This window comes from Sporobacter termitidis DSM 10068 (assembly GCF_900130065.1).
GTDB lineage: Bacteria > Bacillota > Clostridia > Oscillospirales > Oscillospiraceae > Sporobacter > Sporobacter termitidis.
On record NZ_FQXV01000007.1, the window covers coordinates 106,772 to 122,912 of the forward strand.

A 16,141-nucleotide genomic window follows, 5' to 3' on the forward strand; every position below is an offset into this window, starting at 1 on the left:
CGATGACCTGCGTCTCGCGTCAGTTATTTAAACAATACCGCAAAGCCCAAACCTTTAAATATTGAAAGGATGATGAAAATGCCCCGCAAAAGAAAGCTTATCTTCGCGCTTCCCGTCCTGCTGGTCCTCTTTCTGGTATCCACCGCGATGATCTCCGGCACCTTCGCCAAATACTCCACCGCCCTGGCCGGCCAGGACACCGCCCTCGTGGCGCGCTGGAGTTTCACCGGAAAAATAGGTGATACAGACCTGGCCGATCAGTCGACCGTCCTGCCGATTTGGAATCACGATTACAGCACAAACATCTATAATCCCGAGCAGGCCGACGACATCATTGCCCCCGGCGTTGAGGGCTCATTTAAGATATTAGGTACATACGACTCGGATGTGGACGCAATACTGACCTTTAATTTTGTAAAGTCCGGCACTGCCAAAGAAAAAGTTCCGATTCAGTATTCCCTGGATAATAATTTTAGCACCGTATATTACAATCTTGACGATCTGTCCACCGCCATTGCCAGAGATGCCGCCAACAAGGACGGTGTGGATACGCCTTCCGGAGCGACATGTATTGTCAGAAACGATGAAGGGGTCAGCGCCAATGCCGTCCAAATCGACGAAACAGTTTACTGGAGATGGCCCCACGACGTCACGTTGCATAATACCTCCGGCATTATAGCTGCAGGCTTTCATGGCTCCGGCACCGACGGGGCATGGCTCGACGCCGACGACACGGCGGCTGGTATCGCTTCGCAGGCAGCCACAAATCGCGACGCTTATGTCTTAACGTTTACAGTCACGGCCGAACAACTCATGCCCGAGGCGTAATCGTCAGAGAGCTTCGGCTCTCTTCCGGGGGCTGTTCGCGCCGGACAGCTCCGGGAAGAGCGCCGAGGCGCGGGGCATGACCTCAGCGGCAGATTTTTTGCAGAGGTGGTACGGTGTCTCAAACTGAAAAGAGCCGGAACCGCCGCCGCAACGCTTTTCTCTGGCTGCTGGTGACGGTACTCGTCCTGCAGGCCGCCGCGCCCGTTTACGGCGTTGTCCGCGACGCCGGCCTCGGGGAAACCATCTTCACGCTGGATTCGTCCCTGTCCGTCGTCAGGCGGACGAACGATACGCCGGGCCTTTTGGAGCGTATTCACGATTTTCTGTTCCAACGTAAAAGCGCTACCGCCGTCAGTTATACGATCGACCTGGCGGGCCAGGTGATTTACGCAAACGGCGCGCCGTTTGCGGAGGGCGCCATTATGCTGGAAAGCACACCCCGATACGCGACGACGGATCAAAGCGGATACTTCGCCTTTACCGATGTCGCGGAGGGCCGACATACCCTCAGTGTTCTCGACGGGAACGGCGGCGTGCTGGCACAGGCGGCGTTTACGATCGATTACGCTGATAACATCAAAAACGTGACGCGGGTCCGTCTGTCGGACGGCACCCTCGTCTTTCACGTCTCGGTGGATATTGCGGTGCTGGAGCTCACCGTGATCCTGAGCCAGGGCGAGGACGGCGCCGTCCGGGGCATCGAGGACATCGTCCTCGGCCCCAGTCCCGAAGCAGACGCGTCCTCGGGGACCACGGCGTCCCCCGAGCCGTCCGGGCCTTCGACAGCGCCTTCTCCCTCCCCCGCCGCGCCTCCCCCGCCCTCAAGCGGCGGCGGTGGCGGCGACACGCCGCCTGCGCTGGACGTTTACGACGCGAAGACCGCTTTCAGCGCCGGCGCCGCGGCCAAGATCGATATCTTCGGCGCGCGCAAACGGCTCGCGCCCGGCATGAAGGGGAGCTACCGGTTCACCGTTGATAACGCGGCCAACGCCTTCCCCGTCCGCTGTCTTGTGGACTTCATCGCGGACGACACGCTGCCGGAAGGGCATAAGCTCCCTCTGCGGTTCCGCCTTCGCGCCAACGGGAAATATGTCGCGGGCGGGGATAACACCTGGCTTTCGCCCGGCGCGCTGGGCCGGGTGGAAACGCTCCGGGGCGGCAGCGCCGTAACGTACACACTGGAATGGTATTGGCCGGAATCGTCCGGCGACAACGCGCTGGCGGCCTACGGCGGCATTCCGGGGTATTCCTACACACTGACAATCAGAGTCTCGGCCGAGAAGCAGTGACGGCCGGGCGGGCAACGGAAAGGAGGCGCGACCCCATTGAAAGTACGGCTCCAACGGCTTTTCAAGGCCTTGCTTTTATATCTTCCGGCGGGACTGCTCGGCCTCCTGCTCCTTATAAACGTCATCCTGGGCCTTGAAAAGGCCGTCACCCGCGCCCCGGTACCGTCGCTTTTTGGCTTCGCGCCGCTCGTCGTCATGTCCGGTTCCATGGAGCCCGCCATTTACCCCGGCGACGTGGTGGTGATCCGCCGGGAGGCGCCGTCGGCGTACAAAGCGGGCGACGTGGCCACCTATCTGGCCGGACAGACGGCCTACACGCACCGCATCGTCGCCCTCGGCAACGGCACGGTCACCATGAAAGGCGACGCCAACAACGCGGCGGACGATACCGTCCCGGCCGGAAAGCTCGTCGGAAAGGTGCTTTTAGTCATACCGAAGCTCGGCTATCTCATCGTCTTTCTCAAAAAGCCGGCGGGGATGGCGCTCCTGACGCTCGCCCTGCTGCTTTGCGTTTATTCCGGCGCGCTTTTACGCCGTCTTGGAAAAGCAAAACGATTAAAACGAGGTGGCGGCTGTTGAAGCTCGGACGGCGCATTCTCCTTCTGCTCACGCTGGCCGCGGCGTCCTTCGCTTTTTTGTCCATGACCTTTGCGCGGTACACCACGGCGGTCTCCGGCGGGGACACGGCGCTGGTGGCGCGGTGGAACTTTTCGGCCCGGGGTGAGGATGACCCGGCGGGCACGTTTTACACCAAGGGCTTCACCTTCGACCTGTTCAGCGCCAAAAGCGTCTCCCCCATGGATTCCGGGCACAAGAGCTTTACCTTCACAGGCGGCGGCTCCGACACGGCCATCGCTTACGACGTCAGGATGAAGGCGTCGGACCTGCTGCTTCTGACGCGGGGGACGGTGGCCGGAACGGAAAATGCGGATATTTACGCGCCCTTCATCTTCAGGATAACGGTCTCCGTCAGCGACGGCGCCTGCGACGCGCCGCCCGTCGTTTTCACCCCGCCCGGCGCCTTGGGGAACGGCTGGTTCAGGCCCGAGGATATCGCCGCCGCCGAGGACGGCTTTTTCAGTATTTTCGACAAGACGGCGGGCGCGCCGGGCTTTTCCGCCGCCAGTGCGGACCAGGTCACCGTCACTGTTTTCTGGCAATGGAATACCTCCTGCTATATCGGCGACACGGGGGCGGCAAGCGTTGCCCCGGACGTCTCGGCCGGCGCGCCGGGAGACTATCCACCCTATTATCAGGCGGCTTACGACGCGTATTACGGCCCCGGCGGGCTGGAGGAGCGGCGCGTCGCCGCGGCAAACGCCGTGACGGACTATTTAAGCGCCCACGGCGGCGGCCCGTCCCCCGACGGCACCTGGCAGCATGAGATCAGCTGCCCGCTGACGCCGGCGCAGCATGACGCGGCCCTGGCGGCGCTCTCCCCGGAGGGTAAGGAAAACTATCTGCTTGCGCACAACGGGACGGACGACGGGACGGGAAGCATCGCCTGGGGCGCGCACACGGTCCCCTGCCCCCACGATCACTATGCCGAGTACAATGCCCTTGTGGCGGTGGAGAACGCGGCCACGGCGGATTGCCGGACCTCGCTTTTAAGGGCGTATGACGATTACGACACGCTGGCCGCCGACGCCCTCGGCGCCAAAGAATCGGTCAAGGTTATTTTCCATATCACCGGGGTGCAGCTCGCGCCGGGATAAGGTACCGAAGGGAGTCTGGCAGAGACGGATGAAGAATAAGCACCGGTGGGTTTACCTGCTCATCTACCTGCTCATCGCGAGCGTCCTCCTGACGGGCGTCTCCTTCTCCCGGTTTGCAACGACGCTCGCCAACACGGGGGCCGAGGACGCAACAGAGGTGCCGGACATCGACTTTTCCACCTGGGTGCTGGAGCAGAACGCCTCCGCCGTTTCGCTGGAGGGCATGGCGCCCGGCGACAGCAGGAGCATCGACATCACTATCAGCAACTGGAAAACGCAGGCGGACGGGGATAAGGTCAGCGATTACAGCCAGAGCGTCACGCTGAGCCTCACAACGACGGGGAACCTGCCGCTCGCCTTTATCCTGACGACGGCCGGCGGCAGTCCGGTCTCGCTGCGCCACCCGACCGCCGGCCTTTACGAGAGCGACGCCCAAGCCTTTACAGCCGGCGTCAAGGAGACGAAGCAGTATACGCTGACCGTCTCCTGGCCCGCGGGCGTGAACGACGTCCGGTATAAGGACGAGATCGATCATCTGGAGCTGCGCCTGAAAGCTGTTCAGAGTTGAGGCGCCCAGCGGACAACAGCGAAAGGAATGAACCGCCTTTGAGAAGAAGCAGAAATCAAAAAAAGCCCGTCACGATGATTCTGACGGGCCTTTTCATCCTTTTGCTTTCGGGCGCCGCGCTGGCCGGTTATGCGCGCACGGCGCTTTTGGGCGGCTACACCGCTACCGCGGCGCGGGATTTTTATTTTACAAGCGACCTGCTGAAGGATGGCCCGGATATCCCCGCCTACGACCTCTATCACGACTGGTCCTCGGATGGGGCCGCCACGATACGGCTGAAGCTGAGAAATTATGAGAGCCTGCTGAATATATCCGGCAGCGATATCGCCTATACCGTGACCCCGTCGGGCGCCGGCGGCGCCGTTGAGGGCGTCCTCCCGGCGGGCGGCGCAGAGGGCCGGGAAGAAAACGTGACCCTCTCTGTTCCCGCCCCCGCCGATACGGGCGCGCCGCTGGAGGTGACTGTGACGGCCACCTCCGCTTCACCCTACGAAAAAACCTTGGCGGGCCGGTTTGTCATCCATCCGGCGCTTGCCTATACCGTCGATGAAAACGCGGGCGCGCCCGTGGCCGTTTTGACCGTCACCACGGCGCCGGGTACCGAAACGGCGAAAAATGTGACAATTTCCTGGCCGGCAGGCGCGTCACCCGATATGACGAGCCCCCTTGTGACAAGCGCCGCCGCCCTCGACCTCAAGGGCAGGACGATGACCGTTGCCCTCAGCACGGCGGGGGTGACCCGCCTCGTCTTTTTCAAGGACAGCAGCGCCGGAGATTACGCCGGGATAACGGTCGCGGCTTGGCAGGAGCCGCGATGAACAAGCCGACGAAACGCCGCACATTGATAAAGCGCCTCCGGCGCCGGCTCTTCCTGCTTGTCCCGCTGCTCCTCGTGCTGGCGGCGGTGAAATCCGCCGGCGCGGCAAGCCCCGAATGGACAGGCGGCACAGCCTCCGGCTTTGCCGGCGGCGCGGGGACGGCGGAGAACCCGTACCGTATCGCCACGGGCGAGCAGCTGGCCTTTTTTTCGCAGACAGTGGGCGCCGGGGCGGCGTATCAGAATCAATACATCGTGCTGACGCAGGACATCACGCTCAACGCCATGAACGCCGGCGGCGGCTTTGCCTCAGGCAGTCCCAGGGAGTTCGCCAGAATCGGCACCGGCGCGGCGAGGAGCTTCAAGGGCGTTTTTGACGGCGCCGGCTTCAAAATCATCGGGCTGTACATCAATCAGTCCGGCACGAGCTATGAAGGGCTGTTCGGCTACGCGGAGTCGGGCAGCGTCATCAGAAACGTGACCTTATCCGGGACGGTCAACGGCGGCACAAGCACCGGGAGCGTGGCGGGATTCACCAACGGCCTCATCGAAAACTGCGCTTCAAGCTGTACCGGGACCGTTACCTGGCAGGGCCAGCACGGGGGCATTGCCGGCACCGCCGGCGCCGGCAGCGCGATCAAAAACTGCGTTGTATCAGCCGACGTCATGGGGGCGGACTACACGGGCGGCATCGTGGGCCGCACGGGCGGCACCGTCTCCGGGTGCTCGTACACGGGCGCGGTGTCAAATGGCTGGAGCAATTATCACGGCGGCATCGCCGGAGGAGCCGATGCCGGCAGCCTTATTTCGAGCTGCGCCGTCGCGGGGAGCGTTGCGGGCTCGGAATCCGTCGGCGGTATCGCGGGGTACACGGCGGGAGAAATTTCGGGCTGCCGGAGCAACACCGCCGCCGTCACGGGGCAGAGCAAAACGGGCGGCGTGGCCGGCTACGCGTCGGGCACAGGCAGCCTGATCGACGACTGCGCCTTCTCCGGGACCGCCGCCGGAACGGGCGGCTACAACATCGGCGGCATCGCGGGCCAATTGGAGGGAACCGTCACTCATTGCGCCGTCACCGCCACCGTCACGGGGACGAACAGCTACATCGGCGGCGTGGCCGGCTATGCGGCCGGAACGGGCAGCAAGATAACGGACTGCACCGTAACGGTAACGGTCAACGAAACCCAAGGCGGCGGCTATGCCGGCGGCGTGGCCGGCATGACGGAGGGCGAAATCTCAAGCTGCGTCGTCGCCGTCACGGTGACGGCGCCCAACAGCTACATCGGCGGCGTGGCCGGCTACGCCGCCGGCGCGGCCAGCAAAATCGTCCATTGCACCATTTCAGGCGTGGTGCGCGCCGCCGCCGGCGAGGGCTACGTGGGCGGCGCGGCCGGCAAGGCGGACGGTACTGTCACCGAGTGCACTGTCAGCGCCACGGTATCGGGCGTTCACCATTACGTCGGCGGCGTGGTGGGCTATGCCGCCACGGGCAGCACGGTCAGCAAGTCCTCCTCCTCCGGCGCCGTCTCGGGCAATTCCGAGGTGGGCGGCATCGCCGGCTACTCGGACGGCGTCGTGACGATCTGTATCAACACGGGCGACGTCACGGGGAACAACGGCCACACGGGCGGCGTGGCCGGCATGACCGGCGGCAGCGCCGCCGTCAGCAACAGCTATAACGCCGGCGCGATCAACGGCGGGACCGGCCAGGGCGGCATCGGCGGCATCATCGGCTATGTGGACGCCGGCACCGTGGTACATAACAATCTCAACAACGGCAGGGTTTCAGGCAATCAGGGCGTGGGGAGCGTCACCGGCAACGCCCTGAACAGCAATAACGCCTGGAACAACTATTATTACGATTACGCCAACGCCCCGGCCGGCACGACAAGCGGCGACGTGGCGCGTCAGGACGGCGCCGTCCCCGTCGGGAACCTGACCTGGGAAGAGATCTGCGCGCTTTTGAACACCAACAACGGCGAGGGCGGCGACATCTGGGCGCCGGACGCCGGCGACAACGGCGTCCCAAAGCCGGAAACGTCGACGCCGCCGGTGCAGATTTCCGCCGCTGCCGTCAAAGCCGGAAAGGTGTTCTCCGCCGCTGCCGTGGGCGGGGATACGTCGGCCGCCGTCACCTCGGACAGCGTTTTTTCCGTGCGCTGGAGCGTCCGGTATAACGCGAATTGCGCCCTAGCTCTGCAGACGGCCGGGCTCTATGCCGACGACGGCGCCGCCGTTCTGCCGGCGGGCACCTCCGTCATCATGGAAACAGACGGCGTTTATTACTACGAAAACCTGACGGACGGCGCGGCGGGGCTCACGCTGGGGGATTTTGTCCGTATGGGCAGCCAGGCGGAACGCTATCCCGACATGCAGGTATCGCCGGGCACGCAGAAGGACTATCTGTTCATCTTTGACTTCACGAAGACCGCCGGTCTCAACCCGGGCATATACAAGATACGGCTCGCCGACCAGAACAGGAACAGCTCCGGCGGGGCGCCGTCGGTCGCCGTTTCGGGGAAGAGCGCGTATACCCTCGCCGTATCGGGCGGTGTGAACATGCTCACCGCCGAGTTTTCCGCCGCGCCGGCGGCCGGCTACGATTATAAGACGGACGGGGCATCCTTCGTCTATATGCTTGCCCTTAAAAAAGACGACGCGCCATGTCCGTGGCCTGTCGGCATAAGGCTCAACGGCGTCGCCGCAACCTCGGACCTGCCGTATCTTTTCGCCGGCGCCGCCCCCGGGCGGATGTCCTTCGCGCTCGACGCGTCCGGATGCGCCGACCCGCCGGACAGCGGGCGCTACGACGTGGTTATCAGCGTCTATGCCTGTACGGACCCCGCGTCCCCCCGGGCAGGCTATCTCGTGGCGGGCAGCTCTGCCGCGGTCACCCTGGCGCCGCCGGCGGACTTCGGCATCCGGGCGGAGGCTGGCACGCGCGTTTACAGCGCCTCACCGGAGGCAATCGCCGTACCGGTGACCATTCGCACGCTGGGGCCCGGCGCTGTGAAATCGACCCTGCAGTACAAATACGGCACGGCCTACGCAAACGTCCCGGGCCAGACAGAGCTCCCCGTGGCCGCGACGGACGACCGGGCGGTGCTCTCCATACCGGCGGGCGGCGCTCCGGGAACGTACCGCTTCGTGCTCGCGCTGTATGACGGCGCCGGTGTGAAAAGAGCGGAAACGGTGGAAAATATTATTGTCAAACAGGCGGGTGGATAGGTATTTCGCCGGCGGGCGGGAGTTGGGACGGCTTCGGGGAGTTACTTTTCTGCTCGTGCAGAAAAGTAACCAAAAGACACGCATAAGGGGGAGGCTTTTAACAAAGCCGCCTCCCCCTTATGTATCCTCCTCCCCGAAACAACCAGGCTGTGCGTCGGAAGAATAGACTTTCGCTATCCTGTCACCAGCCTAAGCCTTAAAGGGCGAAGCCCCGTTTACCGGCCTTCGGCGGCCTGCCGCGGTGCGATTTTGTGGTGCAAATCATGTGGTAAACCGTAGAGGGCGATGCCCACATCGCCCCGTTGATCCTTACCCGTAACGGCACGCAATCAATGACATCCTCATAGCCGGGACGCCCACGGCCCGCCGCCGCGCCAGCAAGAACAGACGGCCAGTGGCCGTCTGCCTTTGTCGCGCGCCGCTATCACCCCGGTCATGCCGGATGGAACCCCGCCCTGCGACGCCCAAAGTATCTTGCAATGCCCCGAAGCCTTGTCATTCCCGCAAAGGCGGGAATCCACGTTCCCCGTCCCTCTGTCTCCGGGCTCTGCCGCGCCGACAGGAGCGGGCGAACACAGTTCGCCCCTGCGATGACAATCCATGCCGTAGGGACGAACTGTGTTCGCCGGGCGGGACGGGCGATTGATAATCGCCCCTACAGGCATCGGCAAGGTTTTGCACCTTGGAAATGTCTCCGATGCCATTCCGTTTCCCGCAGCACGACGGCGGAAACGAACAAAGGGGCAAGGGCCGCCGGCACCTCCGGCCCCCACAATATACCCGGACGCAACCCGTAGGGGCGATTATCAATCGCCCGTCCGCCCAGAGTTGCAATATATCTATCAGATATATATCTTATAGATATATTGCGCCCGTCCCCTCAGCTCCCGCAGTGAAGCCCTGTACCTCTTTCCGCCGTCATATAAAGACGGCCCTGCTGTCACATCGACAGCAGGGCCGTACAGTCTCTCGAAAAACCCGGCGGGGCTTTTCAGCGAAGGATTAATACTTGCCGAAGTCGCCCTCGCCAAGGGAAATTTTGACCTTTGAGGGCAGGACGTCCTTTTGTGCTTTCCCGGGCAGCTTCTGCTCGGCGACGGCATCGGCGTCAAACGCGGTGTTGCCGCGGAGCTTGAAGCGGTCGACCTGGCTCTTGAGGAAGTCGGCCTGAGACGACAGCTCCTCGCTGGCGGCGGCGCTTTCCTCGGACGTGGCGGTATTGCTCTGCACGACCATGTTGACCTGAATCAGCGCCTGATCCAGCTGCTTGATGCCCTCGGACTGCTCCTTGGAGGCGGAGGCGATATCCCCTAAGAACGAGGCCGCTTTTGCCACGTCGTCCACGATCTTATTGAGCGACTCCGCCGTTTCATTGGCGATCTTCGTGCCGCCCCCGACCTTATTGATCGAGTTTTCGATGAGCTCCGTCGTCTCCCGCGCCGCGTTGGCCGACCGGGCCGCCAGATTTCTGACCTCCTCGGCCACGACGGCAAAGCCCTTGCCGTGCTGTCCGGCGCGGGCGGCCTCCACGGCCGCGTTGAGCGCCAGGATGTTCGTCTGGAACGCGATGTCGTCAATGACCTTGATGATTTTTGAGATATTCCCGGACGACTCGTTGATTTCATTCATCGCCTCGAGCATATCCTGCATCCGCTTGTTGCCTTCGGCGGCATTCGTCTGCGCTCTTTCGGCGAGCACATGGGCCTCGTTGGCATTGTCGGCGTTCCGCTGGGTTTTTTCGGCGATCTCGCCGATGGAGGCGGTCAGCTGCTCCAGCGAGCTGGCCTGCTCTGTGGCCCCCTGCGACAGCGTCAGGCTGAAATCGGAGACCTGGCTGGAACCGATGGTGACCTGCTGCGTCGCCGTGCTGATATTCGTCAGCGCCTCGTTGTTTTTCTCCAAAAGCTCGTTGAGCTTAATACCCAGAATATCGTGCTCGGAACGGACGGGTATTTCAACCGCCAGATCTCCCGCCGCGATCCGTTCGACGCCGGAAACCTGGGCCCGGATCGTGTCGATCATGGTCTGGAACGACGACGACAGCGCGCCGATTTCGTCATGCGACTTGCTCTCAATGCTCACGTCGACGGCGCCAAGCGCCAGGCGGTCGGACACGGTGACGAGCCCCTTGATGGGTTTGACGACCATTCTTCTGACGATCAGGATACTCGTAAAGGCACCGACCAGGAGGATGAGCACCGTCACCCCGATGATCATGTACAGGATCGTCGTCAGATCCGAGAAATACTCTGTCTTCGGCGCCGTCAGGATAATCGACCACGTGGTCCCTGAAATCGGCGCGCCGGAGGCTACCTTGGCGACGTCGTTAAAATCATACTCGTCATAGCCCTTCTGACCACCGATCAATTTGGAGGTGAAATCGGCCAGCGGGCGGAGCGCCGCGTCATTATCCGCTTCGGAGACGATGTTATAGGCGCTGTTGACCATCTCGGCGTCCGGATGGGCGATGACGACGCCGGCGTTGTTGACAATAAAGGAATAGCCCGTCTTTCCCACGGCGATCCCGTTGGACATATCGTTGATGGCAGAGGCGTTCCGCGTCACGATCAAAACGCCGATGACCTTATCGCCGGACGATACGATCGGCGCCGCGACCACGACAACCATCTGCCCGTCGACCTTGCTCAGGAGCGGATCAGTCACGGTTGTTTTTCCCGCCAGGCCGTCCTTGATATACTGGCGGTCGGCCAGACTGGACTGCGAATCGTTCGTGAACTTGGCCTGTCCGTCCAGTCCCGCCACCCCGATACGCATATATCCCATTTTTTTGACCATCTGGTCAAGCGCGGGTTTCTGGGTGGTCCAGTTCATGGTTTTGACATCCTCACGGGCGGCGATCAAATCCGCCTCGTTTTTCATTGCCTCAAGCTTCGTGGCCAGTAAAAGCGCCGCAGAATCGGCGCTGTTTTCCAGGTTCGTCTCGATTGATTTTGTCATGCCGGAGGAGGCGCTCAGATACGAGGCCACGCCGACGACGCAAAAACCTACAAAAATAATGGCAATAATCGCTGAGGATATCTTTGCTGATAACTTGCTGCTGAATTTCATGTGCTTCTCCCTTTGCTCTGCGTCTCATAACGCTATTTATAATATATATCGGTCGAACACTCCTTCACTTCATCGGTCTAAAGAAATTCGATGTAAAACATCAACATCCAAGACTTCTATTTTTTAGTTATTTTGCCGAACATTTGAAAATTAATGGCGGCACAGCTGTCTCATTAACAGCTGTGCCGCCGAAAAAGCCGCACGAGGGTCTTTCAATAAATTGCGGTGGGTACTATTCCGATATACCGAACGAGCGGCGCAAAACGTCGGGGCGGAGCACGCCGGCGGCGAAGGTGTTTCCGCTGGACAGGCTGCACATCCGGATGACGGCGGGGTTGAACTGGTCGGGGCCTCTGTTGAAAAAGTTGTCGTGACCTTTTTCAAAATCCATGTACGCGCGCCCGTAACCCTCGGCGGCGCTGGCCGGCACGCGCCCGACCAGACGCCTGAGCACCGCGTCCTCGTCGCGCACGTTGACAGAAACGGTAGCGCCGTAAGAGATGGCGTCGTTGGTCCGCCCCAGGCCGCTGGCCGTATCCCTCGCCACCGGGGAAACGGGGCAGGCCGCGGCCCCGGACACCACCTTGTCCAGGTCATACCCGAGCCTCCGCAGCTTGAAAAGCCCCGTCTCCAGAGCGCGCGCCGCCACCTGGACCGTGCCCGCCACCGAGGCTGTGGGCGCGACCAAAACGGTGAGATTCTCCGGCGCGCACCCGCATTCGTCCACGATGACGCCGATGACCTCCGCCGTGGGGAGCTGGTTGGATTCAAGACAGAGTATGACGATCTCCGGCGGATCCTGGTACCCCAGCAGCTTATAAAGGCTCCCCTTGTGGACGACGGCGCCGGCCGGACCGGACCCCATATAAATCCTGTTGCCGCATTTGATCGGCCAGCCGGCGTACTGGGACGCCATGCAGGCGCGCAAGGGGTGGTCCGTCACGACCTCCGCCGACAGCCAGCGCAGGCCGCCAAAATCCTGCCACGTCAGCGACACGTCGGCCAGGCCCCCCAGGCATATTTTTGAAAACAGCACGCCGGCCTCATACCCGCCCTCGGCGTGAACGCCGCAGTCGATCACCATCGCCCCGCTTTGGCTGGTCACCTGGACGCGCAGCTGATGCCTCTGCGAGACGACCTCGTCGATCAGGGCCAGCGCCCGGCGGTTGGGACTCAGTTCCGGTATATGACTCAGCGGCAGTTGCATAGGTCTCACTTCTCCTTGTCGTAATGCTTGAATTGTACTCTCGCGGCAAGCATTTCGTCAAGCGCGTAAATACACCGGGGAGGGAAACGCTTCCCTCCCCGGCGATGTTTTATTTGACGTTCTTTGTTACGCCTTCGTCCACGTCCACGAAATAGTCCTGGGTCAGATTGTATTGCTGGAGGATCGACATGAGCGTGCCGTCCTTCTTCATGGCGTTGAGCGTGTCGTTGACCTCGGCCAGGAAGTCCTTATCCGTAAAGCGGACCGCCGCGCCGATCTGGCCGCTGGCCTCCGCCTGATACGGGGAAAGGAGCTTCAGCTTCAGCGAGCTGTCCGACGCAAGCGTATAGCCCGCCACGATGCCGTCCGTTATGACGGCGTCCACCTTGCCCATATTGACGGCCGTCATCAGCGTGGCCTGGTTGTCATACGCCTCGAGCTTGCCGATTTTGCCCTCGTCCAGCCATTTCTGGGCCGTTTCATAGAAGGTCGTGCCCGGCTGGGCGCCGACGGTCTTGCCGGCCAGCTCCTCCTTGCTGGTGATCTTGGAATCCGCGGGGATGACAACGGCTTCGCCTTCCTGATACCACTTGTCGGTAAACGCGGCGATCTGCAGGCGCTCATCCTTGACGTACATCGCGTCGACGACCATATCGATGCTGTTGTTGTTCAGCTCCACGAGAAGATTGGAGAAGTCGATGACCTTCATCTGGATATCCGGGATGCCGAGGCGGCTGCATATCTCGCGCAGGATATCGATATCGACGCCGGCCAGCTTGCCTGTATCCACGTCCTGATAAGAGAAGGGCGCGTCGTTGGAGGAGCCGATGAGAATATAGCCTTTTTCCTTGATCTTTTTCAGCAGCGCCGATTCGTCCTTGGCGGAGGCCGAGGGCGACGCCGCGTCTGCCGGCGAGGCGGAGGGTGAGGCCGCCGTTGAGGGCGAGGCCGAGGGCGAGCTTCCGGCCGTGGGGGCGGACGCGCAGCCTGCCAGTACCGTCAGCAGCAGGAGCGTGCAGGACAGGCACAGGGCGGTCCATTTTCTTAACCTGGTGTTTTTCATTGTGATTCCTCTTTTCATCTTTATTTGCCTCCCGGCATGTTTCATGGACATGAAGTGCATTTTGATATTACCGCACCCGCTTGAGCCGGCGCTCCACAAGACGGCTCAGCTGCGAAAGCGGGATGCTGATGACGAGATAAACGAGGGCCAGGATGGTATAAGCCTCCACGGTCAGGAACGTCTGGGATGCAAAGGTCTTTGTGCGGAGCAGCAGCTCCTGAACTGAAATCATCGCCAAAAGCGACGTGTCCTTGATCAGCATGACGAGATAGTTGCCGAAAACGGGGACAGAATTGCGCAGCGCAGGCGGAATGATAAAGCCGAACAGCACCTGCCCCTCGCTGAAGCCCAGCGCCAGGCCCGCCTCCCGCTGCCCGGGATCGATGGCCAGGATGGCCGAGCGGATCACCTCGGACATATAGCAGCCGTAATTGATGGCGAAGCCGATGATGCCGCAGGTGGAGGCCTCCAGCTGGACGTTTGTATGATAGCCCATGGCGGCGGAAATGCCGTTGATGAGCATGGGGACCACGTAATATATGTAGAAGAACTGGACGAGCAGCGGCGTGCCGCGGATGAGCTCGATAAAGATGCTCAGTATTCTGTCCAGCACCCGGCTTTTCGAGAGCCGCCCGATGGCGATGAGCAGCGCCGCCACGAGCGCGCAGGCAAAGCCGGCCAAGGTGATATAAACGACGATGCCGACGCCGTCCAAAAGGCTCGGCCCAAGCTTGGCAAACGCTTTCTGAAAGTTAAGCTCCATGTTTCCTGCCTCCCCTACAGCACGCGGGCCAGAAATGACCGCGTCCTGTCGTTTTTCGGGCTGGTAAAAATCTCAACCGGCGTATTTTCTTCCACGATGTAGCCGCCGTCCATAAAGATGACGCGGTCGGCCACGTCGCGCGCAAAGCCCATCTCATGGGTGACGACGACCATCGTCATCCCCTCGCCGGCCAGCTGCTTCATGACCTCCAGGACGTCGCCCACCAGCTCCGGGTCCAGGGCTGAGGTCGGCTCGTCAAACAGCATCAGCTCGGGCTGCATCGCCAGAGCCCGGGCGATGGCCACGCGCTGCTGCTGGCCGCCGGACAAGGCGGCGGGGTAAACGCCCGCTTTGCTCTCCAGCCCGACCTTTTTGAGTAGCGCCATTGCCTGCTCCTTCGCGTCCTTGGCCGGCAGCTTATTGAGCTTCATCGGCGCGTAGCACACATTGTCCAGCACCGTCTTCAGCGGGAAGAGGTTGAAGCGCTGAAACACCATGCCCACGTGCTTTCTGTAATCGGTCACCTGCCTGCCGAGATGCGTGATGTCCTTCCCCTGGTATAAAATCTCGCCGCCGCTCGGCTGCTCAAGGAGATTGATGCAGCGCAGCATTGTGCTTTTCCCGGAACCGGACGGTCCGATCACGACGACGACCTCGCCCTTTTCAACGGCCATGTTCACGTCCCGCAGGACCTCAAGATCGCCGAAGAATTTTGAGAGATTTTTGATTTCCAGCATTACCATGACGACACCTTCCTTCTTAACGGCAGCCTGATAATAAAAAACGGAGCCCTCCTGTCAGGCTCCATTGCATGTCTTATCAGTATTCAGCTTTGCTCAGCGCAGGTCAAAACGTTTTTTGATGATCTCCGTCAGCACGTCGCAGGTTCCTTCAACGCCCAGCAGGCTGGAATCGAGCATCACGTGCTTGTAATCCTTGTCGGACATCGAGTAGCCGCAGTAGTGGCGGTGATAGGATTCCCTGGCCTTGTCGACGGAGGCGATCATCTTTTTCGCTTCATCCGGCTGCATCCGCAGCGTCTCCACACAGTTGCGCAGCCGCGCGGCGTACGGCGCGTATATAAAAATATTGATGATCTCCTTGACGTCGCTCAGGATGGCGTCGGCACAGCGCCCGACGATAATGCACGGTCCCTTTGCCGCAATGTCGATAATGATCTTGCGCTGGGCGGCAAATATCTCATCCTGAATGGGCGTGGTGCCCATTCCCAGAGGATAGCTCATGTTGAAAAAAGCCGACTTCGCGCTCTCCTCCACATCGCTGATCGTCGATACGGGAAGCTTCAGGTCCTTCGCGGTCAACTCAACAATGTCACGGTCATAATACTCGATACCCAGCCTCTCGCTGACCTGCCGGGCAATCGGGCGGCCGAGGCTGCCGAACTGCCGGGCGATCGTTACAACGAATTTCTGCTCCATGACACGTCTCCTCCCGCACATTCTCTTTTCTGAGCTTAACCTGATTATAGCACGGATTTCCGCGTTGCCAATAGGCTGCAAAGCCAAACATTCCTGACGTTTTTGTATTCCAAGTACAAATGCAGCGCCATATTGCACATCGTTCTTCGATTACA

At 61.2% G+C, this 16,141-nt stretch carries 13 protein-coding genes; 7 read left to right on the forward strand and 6 right to left on the reverse strand.

The window, feature by feature from the left end:
• The first annotated feature begins 78 nt into the window (after positions 1 to 78).
• From BUB60_RS10985 to BUB60_RS11015, 7 genes are all read left to right on the forward strand, one after another.
• Complete coding sequence (locus tag BUB60_RS10985) at positions 79 to 828, forward strand: hypothetical protein (protein ID WP_073078858.1); 750 nt, start codon at positions 79 to 81, stop codon at positions 826 to 828.
• Between the two features lie 113 nt (positions 829 to 941).
• A complete protein-coding gene (locus BUB60_RS10990; protein WP_073078860.1) occupies positions 942 to 2,117 on the forward strand; it encodes a carboxypeptidase-like regulatory domain-containing protein in 1,176 nt (391 codons plus the stop codon).
• A 36-nt stretch (positions 2,118 to 2,153) separates the two neighbouring features.
• Positions 2,154 to 2,696 carry a signal peptidase I gene (locus tag BUB60_RS10995; protein ID WP_073078862.1) on the forward strand — a complete coding sequence of 181 codons (543 nt, stop codon included), beginning with the start codon at positions 2,154 to 2,156 and terminating at the stop codon, positions 2,694 to 2,696.
• Positions 2,693 to 3,832 (forward strand): hypothetical protein, encoded by a 1,140-nt coding sequence (locus BUB60_RS11000; RefSeq protein WP_073078864.1) that lies wholly within the window; start codon positions 2,693 to 2,695, stop codon positions 3,830 to 3,832. Before BUB60_RS10995 ends, BUB60_RS11000 begins: the two co-directional genes overlap by 4 nt.
• Before the next feature lie 28 nt (positions 3,833 to 3,860).
• Positions 3,861 to 4,400 carry a hypothetical protein gene (locus BUB60_RS11005; RefSeq protein WP_073078867.1) on the forward strand — a complete coding sequence of 180 codons (540 nt, stop codon included), beginning with the start codon at positions 3,861 to 3,863 and terminating at the stop codon, positions 4,398 to 4,400.
• A 38-nt stretch (positions 4,401 to 4,438) separates the two neighbouring features.
• Entirely contained in the window at positions 4,439 to 5,218 is a 780-nt protein-coding gene (locus BUB60_RS11010; RefSeq protein ID WP_073078870.1) for a hypothetical protein, read from the forward strand.
• Complete coding sequence (locus BUB60_RS11015; RefSeq protein WP_073078872.1) at positions 5,215 to 8,445, forward strand: GLUG motif-containing protein; 3,231 nt, start codon at positions 5,215 to 5,217, stop codon at positions 8,443 to 8,445. The genes BUB60_RS11010 and BUB60_RS11015 overlap by 4 nt, the downstream gene beginning before the upstream one ends.
• A 1,002-nt stretch (positions 8,446 to 9,447) precedes the next feature.
• On the opposite strand, the gene BUB60_RS11020 is transcribed toward BUB60_RS11015, so the two are convergent.
• The 6 genes from BUB60_RS11020 to BUB60_RS11045 all read right to left on the reverse strand — a co-directional run bounded on the left by BUB60_RS11020 (position 9,448) and on the right by BUB60_RS11045 (position 15,986).
• Positions 9,448 to 11,514: a methyl-accepting chemotaxis protein gene (locus tag BUB60_RS11020; RefSeq protein WP_073078875.1), complete on the reverse strand. Its 2,067-nt coding sequence runs from the start codon at positions 11,512 to 11,514 to the stop codon at positions 9,448 to 9,450.
• A gap of 232 nt (positions 11,515 to 11,746) precedes the next feature.
• A complete protein-coding gene (gene mch, locus BUB60_RS11025; RefSeq protein ID WP_073078877.1) occupies positions 11,747 to 12,721 on the reverse strand; it encodes a methenyltetrahydromethanopterin cyclohydrolase in 975 nt (324 codons plus the stop codon).
• Between the two features lie 109 nt (positions 12,722 to 12,830).
• Positions 12,831 to 13,802, reverse strand: a complete 972-nt coding sequence (locus BUB60_RS11030; protein ID WP_242941184.1) for a substrate-binding periplasmic protein — start codon at positions 13,800 to 13,802, stop codon at positions 12,831 to 12,833.
• Between the two features lie 49 nt (positions 13,803 to 13,851).
• Positions 13,852 to 14,547, reverse strand: a complete 696-nt coding sequence (locus BUB60_RS11035; RefSeq protein WP_073078879.1) for an amino acid ABC transporter permease — start codon at positions 14,545 to 14,547, stop codon at positions 13,852 to 13,854.
• A gap of 14 nt (positions 14,548 to 14,561) precedes the next feature.
• Entirely contained in the window at positions 14,562 to 15,284 is a 723-nt protein-coding gene (locus tag BUB60_RS11040) for an amino acid ABC transporter ATP-binding protein (protein ID WP_073079128.1), read from the reverse strand.
• Between the two features lie 99 nt (positions 15,285 to 15,383).
• Positions 15,384 to 15,986 carry a cytidylate kinase-like family protein gene (locus tag BUB60_RS11045; RefSeq protein ID WP_073078893.1) on the reverse strand — a complete coding sequence of 201 codons (603 nt, stop codon included), beginning with the start codon at positions 15,984 to 15,986 and terminating at the stop codon, positions 15,384 to 15,386.
• Positions 15,987 to 16,141: the final 155 nt, after the last annotated feature.

Bases quoted from the DNA above. Each gene is read 5' to 3' on its own strand.
- BUB60_RS10985 (WP_073078858.1), top strand. From the start codon at position 79: ATGCCCCGCAAAAGAAAGCTTATCTTCGCGCTTCCCGTCCTGCTGGTC.
- BUB60_RS11005 (WP_073078867.1), top strand. From the start codon at position 3,861: ATGAAGAATAAGCACCGGTGGGTTTACCTGCTCATCTACCTGCTCATC.
- BUB60_RS11015 (WP_073078872.1), top strand. From the start codon at position 5,215: ATGAACAAGCCGACGAAACGCCGCACATTGATAAAGCGCCTCCGGCGC.
- BUB60_RS11020 (WP_073078875.1), bottom strand. From the start codon at position 11,514: ATGAAATTCAGCAGCAAGTTATCAGCAAAGATATCCTCAGCGATTATT.
- mch (WP_073078877.1), bottom strand. From the start codon at position 12,721: ATGCAACTGCCGCTGAGTCATATACCGGAACTGAGTCCCAACCGCCGG.
- BUB60_RS11030 (WP_242941184.1), bottom strand. From the start codon at position 13,802: ATGAAAAGAGGAATCACAATGAAAAACACCAGGTTAAGAAAATGGACC.
- BUB60_RS11035 (WP_073078879.1), bottom strand. From the start codon at position 14,547: ATGGAGCTTAACTTTCAGAAAGCGTTTGCCAAGCTTGGGCCGAGCCTT.
- BUB60_RS11040 (WP_073079128.1), bottom strand. From the start codon at position 15,284: ATGCTGGAAATCAAAAATCTCTCAAAATTCTTCGGCGATCTTGAGGTC.
- BUB60_RS11045 (WP_073078893.1), bottom strand. From the start codon at position 15,986: ATGGAGCAGAAATTCGTTGTAACGATCGCCCGGCAGTTCGGCAGCCTC.